Here is a 22,013-nt window from a genome sequence, read left to right as displayed (position 1 = left end):
TTGTCCAGAGGACAAACAGATGTTCGTGCTTCGTTCGACCTTAGCGTGTCTGGGAAAGCAAATCTTGTTCCGACCCCTGGTTGGCCATCGCCCTTCACCCTGGTCCGACTACTTGCCTTCAGGGTTTGATAGCCGCGCCCGGCACCTGCCATGCGGCCGCGGTCGGAAATGCCAACCGCGTCACGCCAAAACGCATCGAGGGTGGGAAATCCTTTCGTTCTGATCCGCTCGACAAGGCCGAGGTCCGCCTTCGTTCCCCTAAATAAGATCTTGAGTATGTCGGGCGTCTCGACCATCTGCTGCGTTGCGATGATCTCGGCAGAATGCACATCGATGTGCATGGCGCCCGAGGCATTGAGTGCGGTTTCTACCCTCGGGCTGATCAAGCGGAAACCCGTGCCGGTCTCCGGCATGCGATTGGTCGCGATCAGCAAACAGAAGGGCGCGGAGATTTCCGGCCACACCTTGGTCTGTCGCAGCTCTACACCGTTGATAACCGATGTCACGTCGAGCGCCTGAAAGAGCATCCTGCGCGCGTCGACCATCCCGTCACCCTGCTGGAAAAGCAGACGGGCATGCAGCGCGAACGCGATCTGGGCGCCGGGCTTCGCCCACTCCATCGCGCGCCAGACAAATGGGAGATCGAGCACCTCGTTGGGGAGTGGTGGCGCGATCTTGGTGCCTGTCCGTTCACTGGCGATGCGAGCGACTGTCGACAGCACCAATGACCAGTCCGGCAGCTTCGTGCCTGAGGACCACGGTGGGTTGCCGACGACCATGTCGTAGCGCCCACGATGTTCCTCGTCGACCAAGGGCCCGAGGCTGCCCAACGCCGCGCCGGGAGCGTCCGTATTCGCCCCGATCCGATGAAGCACTTTGCCCCTCAGATCGTCGAAGCGGAGCTTGTCGACCGGCTTGGGCTCGGGATCAAGTTCGATCGAAATCAGGTTAAGCGCCAGGGCCGCGAAGCGCAGCGCTGCTTCGTATCGAAGCCCGTGATCTGATCGTAGAGGATTTCGCGCAGGCGCTGCGTGTTGGGCCGCTTGCCGTCCGCGCGCCAGCGGGCGGCAACCAGTTCCCGGAATGCAGTGAGGAGGAACACGCCAGCGCCGGCCGCCGGATCAAGAATCCGCGCGTCGGCGGCCGCCCCATCACGCTCCAGCGCGCGAAATGACGCGCGCACGAGCAAGTCGGCGATGGGCCAGGGGGTATAGTATCCGCCTTCCTGTCTCTGCTTGGCAGGCGCGTGGCTGCGCAGATAGAGTTCATAGGCTTGGCTGAGCACGCCGACGGGAATGTGGGCGAAATCGAGCCTATCCCAGCGCTCCGCCCATCCCAGAAAGAGTTGGCCGCCTGGCGCGCGCATCATGATGTTGCCAAGAACGTGATAGGCTTCGGACGGCAGGTGATCGAATAAGTCGACCGACAAGGCCAGAAGATCGCCGTTGAACGTCTCGTCGAGCCAGCTGCAAGTCGCACGCGCATTGTCGGCATTGTCGAACATCGCTGCAGCGACGTCCGGCGCAGCCAGATTTGCCGGCAGGAGGTCACGATCCCCCAAGAAGCGGGCGAAGAGGGCTCGGCCCACGAGCGAGATCGCGTCGCCGTGCTCAAGGTCAAGACCGATCAGGCAATCGATCGCCTCGGCAAGGAGGTTGAGGACAACGTTAGAAATCCAACTCTGCTTCGTTCGCGCGGCCCGGGGTCGGCGATTGGCCAGATGCGGGAACAAATCCTTGACCGTTTCGGTCGACTCGTCGATAGCGATACGCGCTTGGGCAGGCGTTTTGCGATCGAGCGCGATGGCGTAGACGTCGAGCCGACCGGAAGCGACGATGCCGAGATATGGCGCGTCGCCTCGCATTGCCAGCAAGCGTCGCAGTTGGTGGATTTTTTCGTTGCCGTCGATCTGATCAGCGTCGACTAGGAAGACGAGCGGTGCATCCTGCCATTCATAGACGGCGCCGACGACACCCAGGATCGAATTCCTGTCACGTCGTGCGCTGGTCAGCGTGGCATAGGGCAGAAGGTCAGGCCCGTCGGCATCGAGCGAGTGCAGCGCCTGCGGTCGGCGCCGAAGGGCTCGAGCCGGGCCAGCCAGTCAGTCATGGTTATGGCCGTTTGCCAGTGGTGCGCTCACGAACGTAAATCCAGACTTGCCTGGCGATCGCCGCCGAAACGGCCGCGACGAGTAGCGCCGCGCGGCTTCTTCGTCGGCGCAACCTTGGCAATCGCGGTGCGATAGTCGACCCCGCTAGCGGCCATTTCCGCGACGAGCACGGCAACAAGGGCGATGTGCTGCGGCAGGGCTCTCCGTTTTGCATAGTTCGTGATCGAATTGGGGTTCATACCAATCAACTCGGCAAAGGTGCGCACACTGAGGCCGGCGCGCTCAAGTTCGGCAAGGAAGTCAGCTTAAGGCACCGCACCGCTTCGTCTCAGCACACTGTTTGATGTGTCATAGCACACAATACGATGGTACAATGGCACTCGCTCGACCTTCCATGCAACCGGTAAAAGCCGAAGAAGCAGAATGTTCGCATCTGCAGTCTTTGGGACGTGTGCTGTCAGTCCGGTTTTGGCTGACAAAGCGGAAAACCAGCCCTTCGTTCCTCATAGAACCATGATGCTTATCCTAGTGGCATGGCAGCTCTGGTGCGCGTCGACGGGACATTTTGAAGCTGCCCATCGCTTCCCGAAACAATCGTGTCAATCACGAGTGGGGGGATCGCTGCGCGTTCATCCCCCAGCTTCGGTATTCCACGCCTCGGGGAGGGCGTCCGCCGCAGTGTGCATCAGGCATGCCAGCACACGGACTGCCGCGCCAAAAAGAGCGGGACGAGGCATGAATTCGAGGTGGATGCCTGGAAACTCAACCCAGGGAACGCCAATCCGCCGCGCAATTTCGACGGATGGCCGGGCATAGAACAGCCCGCGGTCAGCTGAACCCGCGCCGAGAATTATAGGGAATTTGGCGCTGCGCAGTGCTGCCTCGTCGGGAACAAAGCGTCCCCAAGCCGCCCATTCATTCCCAAACAGGTGGTCGGCATTCCCAAGGAACCTCGCCTGGAGATCTTCCGGCCAGATATATGTGCTTTCGCTGCCCTCGCCCCGGACGGCCTGGAGGAACTCGAAGACAGTAGCTTGAGCGCCCGCTTCACGGTAGCGCGCGCCGATGCGGTCGAAAAAACCCCGCAACGGGTCCCCGTCAGCGAGCATCCCGGTGACGGGCGGCTCATGCGCGATCACGCCGCGCAGGACATCGGGGTGACGGGCTGCAATATCAAGCGCGACGATCGCTCCGGCGCTGTTTCCAAAAACCAGGGCCTTGCCGCCGGCAAGCTGGTCGATCAGCGCGCGCGCATCATCCGACTGCTGCGCGACCGTGATCGGCGTCTCAGAGCGGCCCGTACTGCGTGAGTTGCCCCGCCTGTCGTAATTTATGACTGTGAAGGCGCTGGCAAGATCCTCAGCCAGACCTGAGAAATACCCGGCGTCACCGCCGGCGCCCGAAATCAGCAGAAGATGTGGACCGCTTCCACGAACTTCATAATATATCTGAGCGTCGCCACGGTCGGCCATTCCACTGAGCATCGTTTACTCCTCAAGATTACTTCTGAGAACGAGGGAAAAAGGAGAGGTTGACAACCGGGAAGTCGAGCCCATTTTTCCGTCTCGCCCTTGCCCGCATCACCCGGTGGGACAACGCACGTCGGCCCGCCGGCATCGTGACCGGCGGCCAGGTGATCTCCCAAGACCTCGGCATCAAGCTCGAGAATGTCGGCATCAACATGCTCGGCCGCGCCAGGAAGGTGTCGATCCGTCTTCTCCTTGGTCGGGCACGTGTTTTCGAATGACGGGCGAGGCTGGGCTGGACCCCTTGTAGCTCGCCAGGGCCTGCAGCAAATCCGTTAGAAGGTGCTGTTTCAGTCCGTCCTCTCAAAGACGGGCACACGGGTTCAACGGAAGAGATCATGCTCGTCTTGCCGGTCCGCGTGCAGTCACCCTGATTCAGTGTCGCACTTCTATGTGCAAAGCCCGTGCCAGCGCGCTCAGCGCGCAGTAAGCGCATGGATATGCTTTGAAAAACCTCCACAGTGCCCAGATGGCGGGTTGTAAGAACCTGACATTTCGCCAATGTTTGTTTTGAACCTGGCATTTTGTGTGCCGCTGTCAGGTTGTGGACACGCATCACGCGCCTCGCGGCGCCAGAACAGCGTGGCCCGCCCGCGCGGTCGCGAAGCGCCAAGACCATGAGGGCGCGTGCGGCACGCAGCCTCTGCCCGTCTTCCCGAAGCCGTTCGTTGCGCGATACCGGGCTTGGGTCGCGTGGCTCAGGGGTTTCGCCGCCAATGTTGATCGCGGAAGGGCTGGCGCAGCAGGAACGTATCGTCCATCGCGCCAACATGGTGGCCGCGTTGCGTAGCCGCGAACCTAACGGCACGAACAAGCCGCCGTGAAGTATGAGCCAGCGCAAAAGGTTCTGGCTAAGCACGGCCTGTCTTTTCAGCCAGGTCGAAAGCCGGTTCCACCGCAGGCCTATCACGAGCTCGACCATGACCTCACAGGTGGTGACGAATAATGTTCGTCGATGCATGTGCGATCGTCTCGATAATGGCGGGGAGGACACGGCCGACGCCTATGAAGCGGCGCTGCTCGATGCGGCATCGCCGCTCACATCGACACTTGCTCCCTGGGAAGCCATCATCGTCCTTTCACGGCCGGATCAGTTGAATTGCGCCTACAAAGCGGCTGAGGCGGTTGTCGTCGAATGGCTCGAAGCACGAAAGATTCGGCTCCGCGAGCCCGGTTCGCCCCGACGCGTCCTGTCCTACGCGGTCGCCGTCGCCGAACAGCACGGCATAGGAAAGCGGCGCCTCAGCAATTTCGGTCGCTTCCACTACGCCTATGCCAAGGCGATGCGCTCGCCGCTGCTCACCCTGCACCAGCTTTTAGGTCGAACAGACGTGGCAACCTTGCCGAAAGGATCCGATGACTGAGCGTCGTCGAAAAGTTGACTGAACTGCCGGAATTGACCGGGGCTCGTTGCCGAGCAGGTAAGCGAGGACATGGCCTGCCGAACGGCCCGGGCAAGCTGTCGAGGTCCGACCGGGCTACATAGCCGAGCTCCGGCCATCCCATGCCAAGGTCGCAAACACCGACGGCGACTCCGGGTTCGCGGTCGAACTCGGTCAAGAGCCAAGTCGCGCGCCCGGTTGGCAGGAGAAGCTTCACGACGGGCTCGTGATCAAGCTCGGGCTGTTCGACCTCGCGGGCAACGCAATTCGCTTGGTGATGGCGCTCCAGGCGGGCGTCATTTCTGCAGGAAGGTGAAAGAGGATCTCGTTTCGTCTCGATGACGGGAGGGGCGTATTTCGCGCGCGACAGGGGGAAGTACGATCCGATGTCATTGAGATGGGCAACCAAGGCCGCGACCAGCCTGATCGAGAGCTGGCCACCGCGCCTCCATCGCTAGCCCGCTCGCAATCGTCCGGTTGGCGGCGTGGTGCTTACCTCAACGTAACGAATTCGGACCGGCCCGGCATCTGGCGATGTCATGCTTTGTGCGCGATGTTGCAACCAAAGTTCGAATGTCGCGGCGCCAGCAAAGTAGAATGTCGCATGGCGGTGGGGACGGCCACAACGAGAGCGCGCGACTCGCGGCCGACCTGCATCTCGGCAACCATCTCCAGGGCGGCGTCCAGCCGCTTGTTCTCGACGATCGCCGAACGGTGAACCGAGCGCAGCTCATCGAAGGCTCTGTAGGGCAGGGCGACACCCTCATGCATGATCTCGAGATGGCCATCAGCATAGTCGCAGACGACCACCTTCTTGCAGGCAAGCTTCTTCGCCAATTCGGTCGGGTGGAGAATGAACATCACCTTATCGTAACGCAGCGTCAGAGCCTGCGTCAGCGTGCGGACCTCCTTGCGGCACAGGGCCATCAAGAATGCGGTCCTTGGAGGGACGGCCACGCGCCTTGTGGCGAAGAGCCGGCGCGCCTTCAGATTGAAACGTCTTCATTAGCCGCTGGACTTGCCTGGCCGAGACGCCGAGCAAAGGCGCTCGCGCAATGCGGCGAGCGTGGCGATCTCATAGAGCCGGCGATCAGGCTTCTGCTGCCCAAAGATCAGTTTCCGATCGGTTGGACTGAGATGGGTGGTCGGAACACGCTCGGGCGGTGCACGCCGTCCCTCCGAATGAAGCCTTCGGAGCATCGCAATGGCTGTGAGCAAGGAGTCGTGGCGGCGCGCTGAACGGAACGTAAAGGTCGCTAGGAACGCCGTCGCGTATTTGATGACGCCACTATGCTGCTCGGCCGCCAGGACCAGCGGGGATGGGGATGTCACGTTGTCTGCATATACACGCGTTGAGACCTGCAGCCGCTGATGTCAGCTGACCATGGCCACGGCTTTCCATTCCGCCATGGCCTGCAGGCGGTGAATATGTGTAGCGAGAGCGGAGCGTTTTGAGCGGGGCGGGACGAAGAGATTGCGCAGAGCCGAGAAGATCGAAACGAAGCGTTGCAGTGCTCCTGGTGATCGGAAGCCTTGCATAATCCGCTCCCGTTTTCGCAGCGGCACATGCGAATTCTCGGCACGGTTGTTCAATCCCTTATGCGCCCGATGCTCGACGTCCGGCATCACCTGTCGCCTGGCTGCTCCATAGGAGCGCAGCTTGTCGGTGATCATGCGCTTCGGCGCGACGCCTTGCTTCTTCAGCAGCCGCGTCAGCAAGCGCTTGGCCGCTTTGGTGTTGCGGCGGTTCTGGACGATCTCGTCGAGCATATAGCCATCCTGGTCAACGGCGCGCCACAACCAGTGTTTCCTGCCGGCGATGGTGATGACGACCTCGTCCAGGTGCCAGACATCGTTTCGGCTGTGCTGCTTGCGGCGCAAGCGGCGAGCGTAATGCGGACCGAACTTGATGCCCCACCGGCGGATTGTCTCATACGAAACCACGATCCCGCGCTCCAGCAGCATTTCCTCGACCAGACGCAGGCTCAAGGGGAACCTGTAGTAGAGCCAGACCGCATTGGCGATGATCTGCGGCGGGAAACGATGGCGCTTGTAGCTGACGGTTGCGGTGTTCATGACATCGGGTCTATGCCGCAAATCCCTGAACGCGAGTTAAGTTGATAACGCCATCGAGAGGCATTTGCTGATTACCCGAAATCAGCCGACCTGCCTCGCAAGATGATGCAACGGCGCCTGGATGAAGAAGCTCCCGACCTCAATGCCTTGGTGCACACCGGCGATTTTCGGTATTATCCGGATCCGTCTCTGACGGACAAATTGCTCGACGGTTTTCTCGCCAAGCGGTTCAACGAGGACCTGATCAAAGTTGCGATGGCCTGGTACGGAAAACGGCGCGCGAAGCAGGTGCCGACCTTCGCGATGCAAGACGAGAAAGGCCGTGTAACCCGGCTCTCACTTGCCGCGACGGTGGCCACCAGCTCTTGGTAATCGGCGCGGTGTCGGATCGGAGCATTAAGCGGTGTGTTGGTATGTGCGACCGATCCGCCCTTGTCCACTGTCCCGGGACTGAGACAAGGCTCGCGGACTGCGGTTGCGAACGGCATGCCGAGCGGATGCTGTGGAAACGGTAGACTCACCGCCGAGATCACCAGTTTGCAGCCGTGATCGTTGACACTCAGCTTGTGTGATGATTAGGTGTCCTCTGTCCGAGGACAGAGGACATGATGAAGAGCCAGGATGTTGTCGTTCTGCTCAAGCTGGCGAGCTTGGAGGACGACGCAAAGGATATCGGTGACGAATCTACGCCGCTCGGGCTAGGGGCGGGCGAGGATCCCTATTCTGTGCGCGGCCTCGAGGCCGCCCTCGGAATCAGCAAGACGGAGATCGGCGCTTCGCTCAAGCGCAGCATTGCGGCGGGCCTCGCGATCAAGGACAGGAAGACAGATCGGCCTAAACCGAGCCGGCGCCATCTGCGCGAGTTCATCGTCCACGGTCTGAAATTCGTCTTTCCGGCGAAACCAGGCGCCATGCAGCGCGGGTTGCCGACGGCGTTCGCCGCCCCCGTGCTACGTGAATCCCTGCACAGCGCTGGCAATCTCATCTGCGTTTGGCCCTACGCGCATGCAAAAGAAATGGGTCAGTCGGTCAACCCCCTGTTCAAAAGCGTGCCGGAGGCCTGCGAGAAAGACAAGCGGCTCTATGCCTATCTGGCCCTCATCGACGCGATCCGCGTCGGCAATCAGCGCGAAAGCAAGCTCGCCGCCGAACTGCTTGTACAGAGGCTGGGATGACAGTCCAGGGACAGTTAAAGGCCATGTTGAAGGCCGTCGCCGAGGCACTCGGCGAGGAGTTGCGCGCGCGCCTGGTCTTCGTCGGTGGCTGCACGACCGCGCTCTACATTACTGACCCCATCGTTCTCGAAGGGGTGCGAGCGACCGATGATGTCGACCTTATCGTCGATCTCGCTGGTTTCGCAGAATGGGTCGAGCTGACGGAGCGCTTGCGCGCACGCGGTTTCACCGAGGCGGCTGACGATTCCGTCATCTGCCGTATGAAACTCGGCGAGCTCAAGGTCGACTTCATGCCGGACGACGAGGCGATCCTTGGGTTCAGCAATCGCTGGTACGCAAAGGGGATCGCGACGGCCGTACCAGAACAGCTGGAGGAGGCGCTCGAGATCCGACGCCTCACGCCGCAGCTGTTTGTCGCGACCAAGTTGGAGGCATACCGCGGACGCGGCGAAGGCGATCTCATCGCCAGCCGCGATGCCGAGGACATTCTCCTTCTGGTCGACGGGCGTGAGGAGATCGTCGAGGAAATCGCAAACGGCGAACCGGAGATCCGGGCCTACATCGCCGAACAATTTGCGGCGCTGCTCGCTGATTCAAACTTCGACCATTTCCTGGAGGGAAACATTCGCGGACCAGCGGGCCGTACCGACATCGTTTATGACCGGCTGGTCGCGATCAGTACGCTGGATACGCGCTGACATGATCTTGGAAATCCGATGGCACTGTCGGCAAGGCACGCGGACGATTGACAACCGAGACCACGCCGGCATCGGTATCCGCGGTGATGCCGTCTTGGCCATCGTTCTCGATGGATCGACATCGGGTTCGGGCAGCGGCGATTTTGCTCGCGAAATTGCGCGCCGCATGGTCGACTGGTTCGTAACCGCGGCTGAACAGGTAACCGCCGACGCTCTGATCGCACAGCTTCGCATGACCCACGCGGTGCTCGCGATGGAATTTCGCACAGATTCGGCCAGCTATGCCCTTCTGCACTTTGAAGCGACGCGCCAGGCGCTGGTGCTGCACGTAGGCGACTGCCTGGTAGGCCGACACGCGGAGGATGGAAGGATCGCATGGCTGATACAGCCCCACACGCTCGCAAATCCGCTGTTGCCCGTGGCGATCGAGAGCCTCGCGAAAGACCCCGCGCGTCACAGGCTCACGCGCAGTTTCCGCTCGAAGCGCTTCATTGCTCCTGATCTGAATTCGTTCCAACTCGACGATCGGCCACTGCTGCTTGCGACGGACGGCTTCTGGGCGGAACTTGATCCGCACCAGCAGGTCGACTTCATCGAAAGGCGTGTTGGGATGGTCGAACATGACCGCGACGATTGCGGCGCTCTCTCGATTTTGCGCGGTAAGTCTGGATCTGGGATTGAACTCATCGACGCCGACGCGGCGCCGAGCTTCTATTTGAGGTCACAAGCCAGTTTACGCCGATAACTCGCGACCGTGCGGCAATGGTAGTCGCCTCGGAAACGGCCCTTACAAACCTGTCGACATCTCTACGTATCCGCTACTTTTAGCAGCTTTCGGCGAAGCCGGCGCATCGGTTGGTTGCAAACAAGGACGTCGCTGTCGCGCGTCGTCGACGACTCATCTTGGCGGAAGGCAGTCACGACGGGCTTATCGCTCGGTTCGTGGAGTTCGTGGAAAAGCGTGAAACGAAGCTAGGCTCGACACATCCAAAACCGCCTCGTTGGTGGCTGCGGCGCCGCAGCTTCCCACCTGTCTCGCGCGCAACGTGGGAAAGGCGGCGCATGGCTGACACATTCCTCACCCTTCGGGCTGTGGATCGCCGCGAGATATTTGGGCGTTGCGGCCGACCGGTCCGGTCGCTGCCGATGGTCAGCTGGCCTTGTTTTGATATGAGATGTTCTTCAAAGCCGTGTCCCGATGTAGGCTCCACAAGCTCGACTCAGGGATGAGAGATGGCGAAAGCGAATACAATAGGTTCGGAACAGAGAAAGGAACTTGTCGATCTCGCGATCAGTTTGATCGAGGCATTTCTCGACGGCGTCGTTCCGAGCGAGGACCCGACCCCTTTTGATCTTGGGGACTGGGGCGGGACATATTTCGTAGGGTCCGCCGTAAGATTTTCCAAAACATTTCTCTCCGCCCGGCGGGACTTCGCTCTGAGGGCGGCCAAGCTGCTGAAAGCAAAGGCCGGGCACGAGACGTCCATTTCCGAAATGACCCAGAAGGTTGCCCACGAAACGGTCGCGAAAATCATCGAAGCGACGACGCCGGCGGCGGAAGAGGATGGGTTGCCGGATGAGGGAGCGGAACCGAGCACCCTGTCGGCTGAGAAGCGCGCCCAACTGATTGCGGATGGGGCGAAAGAACTTGTGGACTTAGTGATCGCCGAAGGGGCCAGAACCTTCATCCAAATCGAGCCCAACTTTCTGGTGTCGTCGGTAGATGCTGTAAAGGTCGGCCGAGTCACCGTCATGTCGACGGCTGACGCCCAGCAGAAGACCGCGATCGCCAACAATCCGCGCATCACGCTTGCAGCTGGTGAATATCCAAATCTGAGGACAACAGATGGTGTCATCCATGTCGGGATGCCACGGATGGTGTGGGTCGTCGAGGTGCCGGCAGCCAAGGAAAATGTGGCGGAGGAAAGCAAATGGCTCATAGACGTTGCGATCAGTTTCATTCGCCTTGCATTCAAGGAGGAGACCAGCCGTTTCCCGACGAATGGGGAGATCGAACCGCATCCGACCAGGCCGACCGACCTCAGGCCGCCCCATGTTACTTTGGAAGGAACGACAGCCTCTGCGGGTGGTAAAAAGATTCCGCCGCTCTATGAGCTGGACGCGGCGACGATCGAGCACCTCGGCTCGAAATCCCTTTCTACCGCTGCGGAAGCGATCTTCGATCCGCCGAAAGGCTCACTGGCGTTGCGGGTAGCCCAAGGGCTTGGCTGGATGACACGCGGGCGGCAAGCTTTCGACCGGGCCGAGCGGCTTTTGGCACTGTTTACCGCTCTAGAGGCGCTGTTGTCTTCCGACGACAAGAGCGCTCCGGTTACCCAGACGATCAGCCGGTACGCTTCCGTGATCTACACCTCGCATATCCCGGACCGGGTTCAAGTCTATAACCAAATCAAGAGCCTCTATTCTATCCGGTCAAAGGTGGTCCATGCCGGCGAGCGCGACGTCCTCTGGCAGGAGGTGAATACGCTACAGCGTTTGGTTGAGGCCGTCTTCTGGGTGGTAATCAACCGTTGCGATCTGCGCATGGGCAAGCAAGCCTTCGAGGCGAGCCTTTCCGACGCCAGCCATGGAATAAAATGGGCATTTTCGGTGACTGAGGCTCAGGAGCCGCAACCGGAGGACGGCGCGTCAGCATGATGCCTGAATGCCATCATACTGTCGGAGGACAAAGAGGGTGGCCTGGAATGGCTGGCCGCTAATGTCGCCAAGATCAATTCGGGTCAACATCCCGACTTCGGCGTTCCGAACCGCATCACTGTCCTCTTGCCCTCCAAGGTCCTTAGCAGCTCGCCATACGACATCAGCATTCTCGACACCAAAGGTATCGAAGGCACGACGCAACGCCCGGATTTGCGAGAGCGGATCGACGATATTCGCACCCTGACAGTTCTCTGCTCACGCTTCAATGACGCGCCTGGTGAGAAGCCGATGTCGTTGCTTCGCGAAGTACACGACACCCGTTCAGACGCTGTCGAAAGGGAGAGACTGAGCATCGTCATCCTCCCTTGGCTTGATGAAGCCATGAGCGTTCGCGGCGACGACGGTGCCACGCCGTTGACGATAGAGGATGGCTACATGATCAGGGAGGATCAGGCCCGGGATGCGCTGGCCCGCGAGGGGCTGCCAGAGGTACCGATCTACTTTTACAACGCGCTGCAGGAAAGCCCTGCGGGCATATGGAAGAATCTGAATGACCAGATCGGTCGGCTGCGCGGTCGATACCATCACCGGGCGCACCAGCTGTCGGCAGGCGCCAGCGCACTTGTAAACGACGCCCATGCCGCAGCGTCGCTTGAAGCGAGGCGTCAGATTGCCGACGCCGTGGATCGCTTTGTCGCACGAAAGGCAGAATTGCCAATGTCGGTGCAGTCCGCGCATCAGAACCTGATCGAGCAAACCCGCATGGGTACCGCAAGCTCGATTGCTGCCTCCATGAACAGACGGGGTGGTTGGTCGCAGTTCTCCGTCCACCACCTACTGGGCGTCGGCGTGCGGTCGGATGCCGCCGCGCGCAGCTTGAGGGCCTTTGTCGGTATCGACGAGATAATCGGTGATCTGGAAGTCCAGTTTGCACACCTCCCGGACGTAACGCAGGCCCTTGCAGGGCTGCGTGATGAAATGAAGGAATGGGAGCAGGAATTCCTCGCACAGGCCCTCGCTCTCGGCCGCGCCGCCTTCAAGCCTCAGCTCGATGAGGCCAACGAGCTATGGCGCGCTTGCGTCGAGCGCTGGGGCCAGGGCGCAGGATATCGCGACAACATCGCGAGCATTCTCGATGATTGGTTCCGAACCAATGAGAATCTTGATTCTGCGCGACGTTCCGTTGAAAGCGGCTTGAACCAGATCTGGAAGGAGTTGGTTCTTAATGCCCTGATCGCCGCTACTCGCATCGATGACGTTGATGGTGGCGAGGACACTGCATGAGCTGGGCGCTGTTCATCGACGAATCTGGGCAGGATCAGAAGCACTCCCCCTACGAGGTCCTGGCCGGTGTGGCGATCGAGGACAGGAAGATCTGGCCGTTGATCCGGCAGTTGTCGGACGCACAGCAGCACTTCTTCGGGCTGCGGCTCTACCAAGCCTATGGACAAGAAGCCAAGGCAAAGGAATTGCTGCCAAGAAAGACGTTCCGCCTGGCTGCGCAAATGCCGCCAATTGAGCCCGCCCAGCGGACGGCCTTGGCTCGGGAAATCCTTCTTGATGGCACCGCCGTGAGCAAGGCGCGGCTGACCGCGCTTGCACAAGCTAAGATTGCCTACTGCGACTTCGTACTAAAGCTCGCACATCAACACGATGCCATTGCCTTTGCGACTATGGCGCCGCAAGACGCCGTACGGCCGCCCAATGACGACGCTATGAGAAAGGATTACGCCTTCCTGTTTGAGCGCTTCTATTACTTTCTCAACGGAACGCCTGGCGACCCGATGGGCTATCTCATCTTCGACGAACTCGACAAGGCAAAGAGCCATGTCCTTCTCGGTCAAGTCGCGAGCTATTTCATCAAGACCCGAAACGGCAGGACGCGCTCCCGGCTCATCATCCCGGAACCGTTCTTCGTTCACAGTGATCTCACCACCCTGATTCAGCTTACCGATATCGTCGCATACGTCATCAGCTGGGGACTGCGCTTGAAAGGGATGAACGCTGAGTCCCGCGAGGAATTGTCCCCGCTCGTCAATCGCGTAAAGCGCCTCCGTTTCAGCCGCGAGACCGAAGGTGGAGAGAAAATCTGGGGCTTCAAACACATCCAGGACTTGCGTCCAACCGGACTGAAACCGGCATAAAAAAAGGCAATGCTCGCGTTTCCGCTCACAAAGCCTCCGTGTGGACAGATAGGCGCAACCGGGGACGATGTCAATAATTTCGAGGTGACCGAGGGGGAACGCCTATGAAGGCATTCACGCAATCACAGCTGCAAGCAATCGCAGACGCGTTGGGCGATACCGCCGACGGCCTCACCGGCTCAGAAATCGGACATCTGCTGGCCACGGTCAAGATCATTGATACCGATCCCCAGATGACCAAGCGACACAGATTGTACAATGCCTTTGCTAACGACCAGAACAAGCGTGGCGCCCGCACCCACGTCATCGCATTCATCCGCAAGGCGATGAAGCCGGAGCGGTTCGCCCGCGAATCCGAACGCTTCGAGCCGATGCGGCTTAACTTGAACCGCGCTCTGGCATTTGCTGGACTGGCCGTCGCCGCCTCTGGGGAACTGGGCCCTGTCGACGCAGCCCAGACCTTATCAGAGGCGACACGGCGCGCGCGCGAGCTAAGGGCCGAGCTGACGACCCGCGGCGTCCATCCTGATGTGTTGATGTTTTGTCGGGAGGAGCTGCTTTCCGACAACTATTTCCACGCCGTCCTGGAAGCCGTGAAAAGCGTTGCCGACAAGATCCGCCAGCGAACAGGTCTCACCGACGACGGAGCATCTCTCGTGGACCGCGCGTTCGGTGGAGACGTACCGATGTTAGTCATAAACACACTCATGACCGACAGCGAAAGGAGTGAGCAACGAGGATTCTGCAATTTGGTGAAAGGCACTTTTAGCATGTTTCGGAACCCCGCGGCTCATGCCCCCAGGATTCATTGGCAGATGTCGAAGGAGGATGCCGAGGATTTGTTCTCAATGGTTTCACTCATGCATCGCCGTATTGACGCTGCGGTCATGCCGGCGCGGGTCTAATTGGAGGGCGGCAATGATTAACCTGCAGGAGCGATTGTCGGAATTCTCCTATGGATTTGGCGTCACAAGGGAGACGTTGGCGCTCATGAATAGCGTCGGTTTGTCTCCCACCCCCTTCCTGCCCAATCTGCTGCATGAGAAGGAAATCGGCTTTGATGTGGGCTTCAAGGACAAGGGCCGTGTCGTGATCCTTCAGTTCAAGCTCGGCCACTTGCTGGAACGCTTCAAGCGCGCCTCTCCTTCACAATCCATTCCTGCTCTCGACCGGCCCTTCTGGCGCTTCAACGTCGACACGTCGGCACACCAGTTCTTACGGCTCGCGGAGTTTGAGGCAGCCGGCGCCGAAACCTATTACGTCGCACCCAAGCTTTCGACGTGGAAGCAGTTCGAACGAGCCTTTCAGGCAGACAAGGTTATGGAACGATCCGTGCTGATAAAACCTTCGGAGATTGGCGCTGGCGTTGCCGCACATGGCCATGCTGCAGGACGTCATAGAGTCGTCTACGATCAAACCCGGCAATATGTCTGCTCCGAACCTTCGAAACTGCCAAGGCACCCACCGGAGGAGTTTGCGGCCGATGTCGCCACCAAGGTCCGAGAATCTGGAACCCCGCTCGAATATTCCATCAAGATGCTGTACGAGCGGGCACGCGACGAGAACGCCGCAGGAACTTTGGCGGACTCGCGCGAGCGCCAGATCTTCGGGCGCGCCAGAGATCGCCTTAGCGGAATGGCGGCAATCATTGGCTTGGAAGCCTGGAGCCAGGGCGCGCACAGGTCCTGTTCGTCACTGACTCGAAATAGTAGCCTTCGCCCTACTCCCGTGTTCAGTCCGGCTCCGGCTCGTAGAACGGTTCCACATGGCCGAAATCGACCGCGCGCAACCTTGTCGCCGGGTTAACTACGGCATCATCAATTTCAATGCTATCGCTTCCCTTCCCGCTGATAGTCACGGTCACCTGATAACGATGGTCGATTGAGACTTCTTTCATCGAGCCTCCAAGAGATACGTAGTCGTTGTCGATACTGTCGCGAATGGAAAAGTTGAAACCAGATTGGATCCTCACCTTTGCGTTGACGGGAACCAGGAAAGTCACGCTCTGGGCATCAGAGGCGACGATCCGCTGCTCCTGCCCACCAACATACTCGATGGAGTCAATGCCGCTTCCTCGACTTCGGCGTCCCACTCCATGAATGCTGAAGCCTCGACCTCAAAGTCGAGGTCATCGAGGTCGCGCTGGATTGCCGCAAGGATCTCGCTGGCGAAGTCACCATCAGGCTCCTCCCCGAAGGAAGCAAGACAGCGCGCGACGATTGCCTCGTCCTCATGAAACAGCGCCAGAGCTTTTCCCAGATCGTCGCCGCAGTACAGATATTCGCTGTCGTTGCAGTAGGCAGCCCAACCCTTGTCCTTGCTAACGGCCAGAACAGCGCCGTGCTCTTGTGACCATTTATCCAGGCCCGCGAGCGCTATGGCGTCCGGAAATTCGTGTTTTTTGTCGGAGCCGGCGAAAGGTGGCTGGTTCTGGAAATAGCGTTCCATCAACTCAGCCATGCCTATCGCCTCGTTTGAGGAGACAATCTCAATGCCCACCTTCTCGCAAAATGCCTTGAGAAGGGCTTCGGCATGCGCGCCGATCGCGTCCGCTGGCGCCAGCTTGGCACTAAGCTCCTCTACATTGCCCGCGTGCTCTTTCCAGATTTTGCTATAGGGCTTCAACGTGGACGCTAGCTGATCGTGGGCGGCTGCGTGGCGCAGCGTCATGTGAGCTCGCACTTCGTTCGCCACGATATCGGAAAGAATGGTGGCAACCTTTTTGGTCTTCAGATTTTCGATGCTCAGCAGGATGCGATTGTCGAGGTTGCCGTTGGTGTTAAGCCCATCGATGACGTTCGTGTCGAGGGTAAATCTTACGATCTGGCCTTCGGCGATGAGTCCCCTGAGCTCGTCTGCATCGTAAATCGGCATGCGATTCTCCCCGCCGCGGTCACACAGTAGCCGCGTCGGCCGACGACATCGTGTCGGCGGCTAATTCGTCCTCGGCCCGCAGGCGCTGGTGGGATGTTTCCCGCGCCTCTACAAAGAAGCTCTTTCCAGAAATGCCGGCGCGATCGAAGAAGGCCTGATTCCGCTCTCTGGCGTCGCTGAGGAGGGTGTCCCACGCAATGAGTTCGATCGACCCCTTGAAACCCGAACGGGGCTGGTAGAAGCGCCCCCGCCCATCGGCCGTGCGGTCCCACGAATAGGTCCAGTCGTCCATTTTGCCCACGATGTCAGCAACTATGAAGCAATAGAAGACTGTGTCCTCCTTCAGCTTTATGGGGCGCCCCTTGACGTCAACCTTCCCCCCTTCGAGCAGCCGACGCACATAGCGCTCGACCTGATGCTGGGGATTCTCGTCCGCAGCATAGCTGGTTCGTCCCGGGCGCTTGAACTCAACGAGCAGCACGCGCGAGGGATCCTCGGTCTGGCGCAGGCCGTGTACGTGATCGAAAATCAGAACATCCGGCCGCTCGTCGCTGGCGACTGACATCAGAGAGATTCTGGAATTCCTCATCCGAGCTGAAATACTGGGCAAACGTCAATCGCTCGTCGATTATCCAGAGGTCATGCGACGCTGCCGGCACAAACTTCCTGGGGCCATCAGACAGGGTGTTGACCCTCAGCGGGCAGATGAACGAGTGCAGGATGTCTTCGCGCTGATAGCTGCTGTCCCGCGTATCATCGCGAACCTTCTCGAGCAGGATCTCGATGAAATCGAGCACGACCTTTCGGCGAACGATGTACTCGGTGAGGCTCTTCTGCTCCGCCTCTTCGATTGCCTTGCCGGCGGCCTCGATTGCGCTCGCAAACGAATTAACGTCGACGGACGGCTTCTTCAATCGCTCGAGCACCGCCCGAATTTTTTCCGCTTGGCGCTGATCCCGGCGATAGCGCTCGCGCGTCAGATGGCCGTAGATCGCATCATCGTTTAGCTCACCCGAGGGGAGCGTTATCCTGCAGCTCATCGACGTCGCCGAATGCAACCGATGGGTAAGATTCGGTGATTGCCTTGACCCTGGTTCGCTGATCCTGGCGCAGCGCTTGCAACGGCTCCGCCAGGAACTTCTCAATGTGCGGTGTGCAGACGTCGCTTACGATGCGATCGAGGACCGCGTCCTCGAACTGGAACTTCGTGCGTTCCTGATTGACGTTGTCGTCCAGGAATTTGCCGGTGAGAACGGCATGAAATACCCGGTCTTCGCTCGCCCCAAAATACTTGAGGCCCAGCTTGCCGTCGATCTTTTGGGAATGAACTGTTCGGTCATGCGCTATGAAATGGACGAAGTGCGACCCCTGCAGATCCGCGCTCGCGACCTTGTCGCACTCCATCAGCGTCAGAGTGAGCGGCCCATAGTCAGTAGTTGGAATGTTCTCGATGGTTTCCCGGCGATGGATAATCGAATTGATCTCCTCCGGATAGTGGCGGGTTTCGTCACCGCAGTGCACGGTGATGCGAGGCGAGCGCGACCCGATGAAGGTCGGCAAAAAATGTGACGTGAAATGCTGAAAAACATACGCTGGGCGACCCGGGAACTTTGCGCGATAGCCATTGTCGCGCAGCCCATCAAACTCAACGATCACCCCGGTGTCGGGTGCACCGCCGTCGACTCCACTCTCTTCATAGTCCTGGATTTGCTCGGCCTGGGACAGGACAAAGCGAAACTTCCGGCGCTTAGGGAGATTATTTTCTACCGACGTACTGGATACTTTGATCGCTTCAAAGCAATCCAGCCACAGTAGCCGCCCAACGCCCTTGCCTCCGCGCGCAATCTTGTTGTCGGTATCGGTGGTGGTGAAAGCCTCATAGTTTCTGCCGTCGAGCCCCACGCCATTGTCTTCGACCACAATCTTTGCCGGCGCCTGCCGGCGCGCCATGGTGAGCGTGACAATGATCTTCCCTTTGGTTGCGACGTTTTTCTTGAACCGATCCTGTGTGCTGTGAATCGAATTACTGATTGCCTCGAAAAGAGGCTGCATGGCATCAGCAGCATTGGTAGGCTTTGGAAGTCGGTCAATTCTCTTGACGAGATTTGTTTTCAACGACGGCATCTTTTATCCCCACTACTTGCAACTTTACGCGGCGAGTATTTCTCGGTCTATCGTCAAACGACGGAAGCCTAAACAATTCCCCATGTCCGATTCCGTCCTCTCCCGGTCATCTCCCGTAAGCGCGCCGACCAGCACCGCGGCGCGGAGGATCGAAGGAAGGCTGTGCGTGTCGGTCACCACAACCTGCCACCAAGAGGCTGGCAAGTCGTCGTGTGAGGGCCTGCTGGACTTGCTGGCCGCGTGACCCCAGGATCAGCGAGGGCATGCCACGACCGGTCACTCAGCCGACAGCCGCCAATGACGAGTTTATTTCTGCGGCTGAAAGCCGAAGTCGACGAGGAAGTCGGCACTGTGGCCGACGACAATGTCTCCCGCCAAAAGCGTCATTCGACAAAGATAGCCGAACATGAATTTGGAGCGAAGATGGACGCGGATCGCGACCGCGTCGTTCGCCGCGACCTTGATTGGCGTTGCGAGCGATTTGACGATGGTCTCGGGTTCCGTGCCGAGATCGAACTGAACCGTATCGATCGGCGTCAGTGGGCCCGATTCAAGCGCGCTGAAAGCGCCAAGAATTTCGAGAACCTCGAGCCTAACCGCAGTCATCAGTTGCGGTTGCGACCCATTCACCATCGACAGATTAAGTACCGGCTGAACACGCTTTGTCGACAACAGACGCGTGGCCTCATTGAGGCGATCATCTAGCGCTGGCGAGAGGACCGATCCTCTCGGCAGGATTGCATCCGCCAAGCGAACGGCATTTTGCATGGTTGCCGTCTGGGTTTCGTCTGTCCGTCCGGTGGCTGGATAGACGAGGCGCAGGAACGCTAGGCCGCTCTGCCCATCGTCGGCTGGTGGAGCGGGAAGAAGTTCGCGCAAAGTCGCCGCGGTTTGATCGTCAGCTGCCGCGGCCATTCGCAGCTTGCGGCCAAGCGCCTCCATCATTGACCACATCCGACTGGTATTGAGGCCCCTTGCATCATTCGAATCGTCCACGAAGTCGGCCTTCGTCATGAACGTCGGGGGCGTCGCGTCTTCGCCGGCCCGGAAGGCGAACAGCAGGACGTCGAAATCGAGCTCAGGCCAGAGAAAATAGCCGATCGGATAATCCGATGGCGTCTGGTAGTGTCGAGCGACCGGCTCCGGCGGTTCGGTGATCGCCGAGCGTGAGGGCACGCCGCCGCCTGCCCCTAAGAAGTCGAGAAGACCCCGACACTAAAATTCGAGCTTTGATAAACAGCACCTGCTACGGCGGCAATGCGTTCAGCTTAAGCGGCTCCGGCCAATTTCCGAATATCGGTGGGGCGCTCGTTCATCTGTTCGAGCGGGGATGCTAGATTCAGCACCCTTCCACTGCGAGTGGCTCGGCCGGCTCCTGTTCCTACCGGCCACGCTCCTGGCTGGCTCTGCTCGTTGCGACCCTGGCCTACTATCGAGGATAGCGTTCCGCGCGATCACCATCGCCTCCAGGCCTTCAAAGCTTCGCCACTCAATTCGAACGCCACCAGCGGGCAGTTCGAGGAGCATCCTATCCCCTCCGCGGCAGCACGTTCAAATCCCTTCCGCACCGCAAGATATCGCAAAATGCCGCGAGCGCTTTGCGTTCGCGTTCTCCAATGTCCGACAATGTCGGGAAGGCAACGTAGTAGTCATATCAATCTCCTTGCGTTTGAACGGTTTGTCATTTGGCACGGTGCATGCGCGGTGATCCACGCTGCCCCCGATCCACCTTCTCCCACGATGGGGAGACAGGACGCAGCGTGTTCAAACTGAGGAGTAACTCACTTGCCCCCACCTTGCCTCTTGTCCCACCACCACAACCGGAGCCATCGATGAACGTTTTGTCTGACGGGCTGCGCAGGATGCCTGCTGCGACCACCCTGCTGACGACCGCTCCGGCTCTGGCCGCAAGCGGCGACGGCAAGGCGACGAATTTCCTGCTCGACAACGGCATGGAAGTGGTCGTCATCCCCGATCACCGTGCGCCGATCGTCACCCATATGGTGTGGTACAAGGCCGGCAGCGCCGACGAGCCGCCGGGCAAATCTGGCATCGCCCATTTCTTGGAGCATCTGATGTTCAAGGCTGCAACGGCCAACCATGCAGCCGGCGAGCTTGGCAGCGCCGTCTCGGCCATCGGCGGCTCGATCAATGCGTTTACGTCCAACGACTGTACGGCCTATTTCGAAACGGTGGCGCCTTCGGCGTTGGAGCAGATGATGAGCTTCGAGGCGGATCGCATGGTCAACCTCGTCGTCACCGACGATGATATTGAGACCGAGCGCGAGGTAATCATGGAGGAGCGCCGTCTGCGCGTAGACAACGATCCGCAGACGCTTCTAGAAGAGGAGGTCGACGCCACGCTCTGGCAAAACCAGCCTTACCGCATCCCGATCGTCGGCTGGATGCAGGAGATGGAGAAGCTAAACCGCACGCACGCCAAGGCCTTCTACGACAAATATTACAGGCCCGATAACGCCGTGCTGGTGGTGGCCGGCGATGTGGAGCCGGAGACGGTGAAGGCGCTGGCCGAGAAGATCTATGGAAAGGTCGCGTGCGGTCCCGACCTGCCGCCGCGCTTCCGCCCGGTCGAGCCGGAGCAGAACACCAGGCGCACAGTGACGCTGACCGACGCGCGCGTCAGCGTGCCGAACTTTTCGACGCAATGGGTGGTTCCCTCCTATCACACTGCGAAGCCGGGCGAAGCGGAAGCGCTGGACCTCCTGGGCAAAATCCTCGGCGGCGGCAACCGCAGCCGGCTCTACCAGCAACTGGTGGTGAAACAGGGCATTGCCGCCCAGGCCGGCGCTTATTTCCGGGGCCTCATGCTGGATGCCACCAAGTTCACCATCTACGGCTCGCCGCGTGGCGATGCCAAGCTCGCTGATCTGGAGGCGGCGGCCCATGCCGAGATCGCCCGCATCGTCGAGGAGGGTGTGACCGATGACGAGTTGGAGAAGGCCAAGGATCGTTTCGTCCGCTCGATGATCTTCGCCCGCGACAATCAGTATTCGATGGCCAACATCTACGGCGCGATGCTCACCACCGGCGGCAGCGTCCGGGATGTCGAGGAACGGCCGGACCGCATCCGCAAGGTCACCCCCGACCAGGTAAAGGCGGTCGCCGCGGGCTATCTCGTGCCTGAGCATTCAACCACGGGCTATCTCTTGCCCAAGACGGAGACGTGATGTGATGACGGGCCAACGCTGTGGCGTCTTTGCACAGGCGCGCTCCCCACGGACA

22 protein-coding genes and 3 pseudogenes are annotated in these 22,013 nt (G+C 59.7%); 12 read left to right on the top strand and 13 right to left on the bottom strand.

Annotation, left to right across the window (positions count from 1 at the left end; all coding sequences use genetic code 11):
- The 4 genes from AC0L17_RS31445 to AC0L17_RS31430 all read right to left on the bottom strand — a co-directional run.
- A partial coding sequence (locus AC0L17_RS31445) for a DNA methyltransferase family protein (RefSeq protein ID WP_473518620.1) occupies positions 1–875 on the bottom strand: 875 nt, incomplete at its 3' end.
- Between the two features lie 68 nt (positions 876–943).
- Positions 944–1,864, bottom strand: coding sequence for an N-6 DNA methylase (locus AC0L17_RS31440; RefSeq protein ID WP_473518619.1), 921 nt, complete (start codon positions 1,862–1,864; stop codon positions 944–946).
- Between the two features lie 272 nt (positions 1,865–2,136).
- Positions 2,137–2,376: an XRE family transcriptional regulator gene (locus tag AC0L17_RS31435; RefSeq protein ID WP_473518618.1), complete on the bottom strand. Its 240-nt coding sequence runs from the start codon at positions 2,374–2,376 to the stop codon at positions 2,137–2,139.
- 363 nt (positions 2,377–2,739) lie between these two features.
- Positions 2,740–3,594: an alpha/beta fold hydrolase gene (locus tag AC0L17_RS31430; protein ID WP_473482454.1), complete on the bottom strand. Its 855-nt coding sequence runs from the start codon at positions 3,592–3,594 to the stop codon at positions 2,740–2,742.
- Positions 3,595–3,641: 47 nt separating this feature from the next.
- On the opposite strand from AC0L17_RS31430, the gene AC0L17_RS31425 reads away from it, so the two are divergent.
- Both AC0L17_RS31425 and AC0L17_RS31420 read left to right on the top strand, forming a co-directional pair.
- Positions 3,642–3,857 carry a hypothetical protein gene (locus tag AC0L17_RS31425; RefSeq protein WP_473482482.1) on the top strand — a complete coding sequence of 72 codons (216 nt, stop codon included), beginning with the start codon at positions 3,642–3,644 and terminating at the stop codon, positions 3,855–3,857.
- Positions 3,858–4,556: 699 nt separating this feature from the next.
- A complete protein-coding gene (locus AC0L17_RS31420; RefSeq protein WP_473488842.1) occupies positions 4,557–5,000 on the top strand; it encodes a type II toxin-antitoxin system VapC family toxin in 444 nt (147 codons plus the stop codon).
- On the opposite strand, the gene AC0L17_RS31415 is transcribed toward AC0L17_RS31420, so the two are convergent.
- The 4 genes and pseudogenes from AC0L17_RS31415 to AC0L17_RS31400 all read right to left on the bottom strand — a co-directional run bounded on the left by AC0L17_RS31415 (position 4,936) and on the right by AC0L17_RS31400 (position 7,094).
- Complete coding sequence (locus AC0L17_RS31415; RefSeq protein WP_473518617.1) at positions 4,936–5,427, bottom strand: DUF2958 domain-containing protein; 492 nt, start codon at positions 5,425–5,427, stop codon at positions 4,936–4,938. The two genes, AC0L17_RS31420 and AC0L17_RS31415, sit on opposite strands and share 65 nt — an antisense overlap.
- Before the next feature lie 224 nt (positions 5,428–5,651).
- A pseudogene (locus AC0L17_RS31410) lies at positions 5,652–5,942 on the bottom strand (ISNCY family transposase); the annotation flags it as partial.
- Positions 5,943–6,050: 108 nt separating this feature from the next.
- Positions 6,051–6,338, bottom strand: a pseudogene (locus AC0L17_RS31405) (hypothetical protein); the annotation flags it as partial.
- Positions 6,339–6,392: 54 nt separating this feature from the next.
- On the bottom strand, positions 6,393–7,094 hold the full coding sequence (locus AC0L17_RS31400) for an IS6 family transposase (RefSeq protein ID WP_473518616.1): 702 nt from the start codon (positions 7,092–7,094) through the stop codon (positions 6,393–6,395).
- Positions 7,095–7,181: 87 nt separating this feature from the next.
- Here AC0L17_RS31400 and AC0L17_RS31395 point away from each other — a divergent pair.
- The 9 genes and pseudogenes from AC0L17_RS31395 to AC0L17_RS31355 all read left to right on the top strand — a co-directional run.
- Positions 7,182–7,466: pseudogene (locus AC0L17_RS31395) on the top strand (DUF2026 family protein); the annotation flags it as partial.
- 236 nt (positions 7,467–7,702) lie between these two features.
- Positions 7,703–8,269, top strand: a complete 567-nt coding sequence (locus AC0L17_RS31390) for a hypothetical protein (RefSeq protein ID WP_473518623.1) — start codon at positions 7,703–7,705, stop codon at positions 8,267–8,269.
- 23 nt (positions 8,270–8,292) lie between these two features.
- On the top strand, positions 8,293–8,967 hold the full coding sequence (locus AC0L17_RS31385) for a hypothetical protein (RefSeq protein WP_473518615.1): 675 nt from the start codon (positions 8,293–8,295) through the stop codon (positions 8,965–8,967).
- A 1-nt stretch (position 8,968) separates the two neighbouring features.
- The gene (locus AC0L17_RS31380; protein WP_473518614.1) at positions 8,969–9,712 is read left to right on the top strand and encodes a PP2C family serine/threonine-protein phosphatase; all 744 of its coding nucleotides are present in this window, start codon (positions 8,969–8,971) and stop codon (positions 9,710–9,712) included.
- Positions 9,713–10,200: 488 nt separating this feature from the next.
- Entirely contained in the window at positions 10,201–11,625 is a 1,425-nt protein-coding gene (locus tag AC0L17_RS31375; protein WP_473518613.1) for a hypothetical protein, read from the top strand.
- Positions 11,626–11,751: 126 nt separating this feature from the next.
- Entirely contained in the window at positions 11,752–12,912 is a 1,161-nt protein-coding gene (locus tag AC0L17_RS31370) for a hypothetical protein (protein ID WP_473518612.1), read from the top strand.
- Positions 12,909–13,772 carry a DUF3800 domain-containing protein gene (locus tag AC0L17_RS31365; protein ID WP_473518611.1) on the top strand — a complete coding sequence of 288 codons (864 nt, stop codon included), beginning with the start codon at positions 12,909–12,911 and terminating at the stop codon, positions 13,770–13,772. Before AC0L17_RS31370 ends, AC0L17_RS31365 begins: the two co-directional genes overlap by 4 nt.
- Before the next feature lie 104 nt (positions 13,773–13,876).
- Positions 13,877–14,677 (top strand): TIGR02391 family protein, encoded by an 801-nt coding sequence (locus AC0L17_RS31360; RefSeq protein ID WP_473518610.1) that lies wholly within the window; start codon positions 13,877–13,879, stop codon positions 14,675–14,677.
- 13 nt (positions 14,678–14,690) lie between these two features.
- On the top strand, positions 14,691–15,578 hold the full coding sequence (locus tag AC0L17_RS31355; protein WP_473518609.1) for a hypothetical protein: 888 nt from the start codon (positions 14,691–14,693) through the stop codon (positions 15,576–15,578).
- Positions 15,579–15,770: 192 nt separating this feature from the next.
- On the opposite strand, the gene AC0L17_RS31350 is transcribed toward AC0L17_RS31355, so the two are convergent.
- The 5 genes from AC0L17_RS31350 to AC0L17_RS31330 form a co-directional block, all read right to left on the bottom strand.
- On the bottom strand, positions 15,771–16,646 hold the full coding sequence (locus AC0L17_RS31350; RefSeq protein WP_473518608.1) for a PIN domain-containing protein: 876 nt from the start codon (positions 16,644–16,646) through the stop codon (positions 15,771–15,773).
- Between the two features lie 19 nt (positions 16,647–16,665).
- Positions 16,666–17,127, bottom strand: coding sequence for a hypothetical protein (locus tag AC0L17_RS31345; protein WP_473518607.1), 462 nt, complete (start codon positions 17,125–17,127; stop codon positions 16,666–16,668).
- Positions 17,114–17,686 carry a hypothetical protein gene (locus AC0L17_RS31340; protein ID WP_473518606.1) on the bottom strand — a complete coding sequence of 191 codons (573 nt, stop codon included), beginning with the start codon at positions 17,684–17,686 and terminating at the stop codon, positions 17,114–17,116. The genes AC0L17_RS31345 and AC0L17_RS31340 overlap by 14 nt, the downstream gene beginning before the upstream one ends.
- A complete protein-coding gene (locus AC0L17_RS31335; RefSeq protein WP_473518605.1) occupies positions 17,655–18,770 on the bottom strand; it encodes an ATP-binding protein in 1,116 nt (371 codons plus the stop codon). The genes AC0L17_RS31340 and AC0L17_RS31335 overlap by 32 nt, the downstream gene beginning before the upstream one ends.
- 306 nt (positions 18,771–19,076) lie before the next feature.
- Complete coding sequence (locus AC0L17_RS31330; RefSeq protein WP_473518604.1) at positions 19,077–19,784, bottom strand: hypothetical protein; 708 nt, start codon at positions 19,782–19,784, stop codon at positions 19,077–19,079.
- 818 nt (positions 19,785–20,602) lie between these two features.
- Here AC0L17_RS31330 and AC0L17_RS31325 point away from each other — a divergent pair.
- Positions 20,603–21,958 carry a M16 family metallopeptidase gene (locus AC0L17_RS31325; protein WP_473518603.1) on the top strand — a complete coding sequence of 452 codons (1,356 nt, stop codon included), beginning with the start codon at positions 20,603–20,605 and terminating at the stop codon, positions 21,956–21,958.
- Positions 21,959–22,013: the final 55 nt, after the last annotated feature.

The sequence above is a fragment of the Mesorhizobium sp. WSM4829 genome (genome assembly GCF_055811475.1).
This window is presented reverse-complemented; position numbering and strand designations above follow the sequence as displayed.

What these genes read in the sequence shown, in the direction of transcription:
- AC0L17_RS31440 (WP_473518619.1), bottom strand. Translation starts at nt 1,864, where the DNA reads ATGCGAGGCGACGCGCCATATCTCGGCATCGTCGCTTCCGGTCGGCTC.
- AC0L17_RS31430 (WP_473482454.1), bottom strand. Translation starts at nt 3,594, where the DNA reads ATGCTCAGTGGAATGGCCGACCGTGGCGACGCTCAGATATATTATGAA.
- AC0L17_RS31420 (WP_473488842.1), top strand. Translation starts at nt 4,557, where the DNA reads ATGACCTCACAGGTGGTGACGAATAATGTTCGTCGATGCATGTGCGAT.
- AC0L17_RS31400 (WP_473518616.1), bottom strand. Translation starts at nt 7,094, where the DNA reads ATGAACACCGCAACCGTCAGCTACAAGCGCCATCGTTTCCCGCCGCAG.
- AC0L17_RS31390 (WP_473518623.1), top strand. Translation starts at nt 7,703, where the DNA reads ATGAAGAGCCAGGATGTTGTCGTTCTGCTCAAGCTGGCGAGCTTGGAG.
- AC0L17_RS31385 (WP_473518615.1), top strand. Translation starts at nt 8,293, where the DNA reads ATGTTGAAGGCCGTCGCCGAGGCACTCGGCGAGGAGTTGCGCGCGCGC.
- AC0L17_RS31380 (WP_473518614.1), top strand. Translation starts at nt 8,969, where the DNA reads ATGATCTTGGAAATCCGATGGCACTGTCGGCAAGGCACGCGGACGATT.
- AC0L17_RS31375 (WP_473518613.1), top strand. Translation starts at nt 10,201, where the DNA reads ATGGCGAAAGCGAATACAATAGGTTCGGAACAGAGAAAGGAACTTGTC.
- AC0L17_RS31365 (WP_473518611.1), top strand. Translation starts at nt 12,909, where the DNA reads ATGAGCTGGGCGCTGTTCATCGACGAATCTGGGCAGGATCAGAAGCAC.
- AC0L17_RS31360 (WP_473518610.1), top strand. Translation starts at nt 13,877, where the DNA reads ATGAAGGCATTCACGCAATCACAGCTGCAAGCAATCGCAGACGCGTTG.
- AC0L17_RS31355 (WP_473518609.1), top strand. Translation starts at nt 14,691, where the DNA reads ATGATTAACCTGCAGGAGCGATTGTCGGAATTCTCCTATGGATTTGGC.
- AC0L17_RS31350 (WP_473518608.1), bottom strand. Translation starts at nt 16,646, where the DNA reads ATGCCGATTTACGATGCAGACGAGCTCAGGGGACTCATCGCCGAAGGC.
- AC0L17_RS31340 (WP_473518606.1), bottom strand. Translation starts at nt 17,686, where the DNA reads ATGAGCTGCAGGATAACGCTCCCCTCGGGTGAGCTAAACGATGATGCG.
- AC0L17_RS31335 (WP_473518605.1), bottom strand. Translation starts at nt 18,770, where the DNA reads ATGCCGTCGTTGAAAACAAATCTCGTCAAGAGAATTGACCGACTTCCA.
- AC0L17_RS31330 (WP_473518604.1), bottom strand. Translation starts at nt 19,784, where the DNA reads ATGACGAAGGCCGACTTCGTGGACGATTCGAATGATGCAAGGGGCCTC.
- AC0L17_RS31325 (WP_473518603.1), top strand. Translation starts at nt 20,603, where the DNA reads ATGAACGTTTTGTCTGACGGGCTGCGCAGGATGCCTGCTGCGACCACC.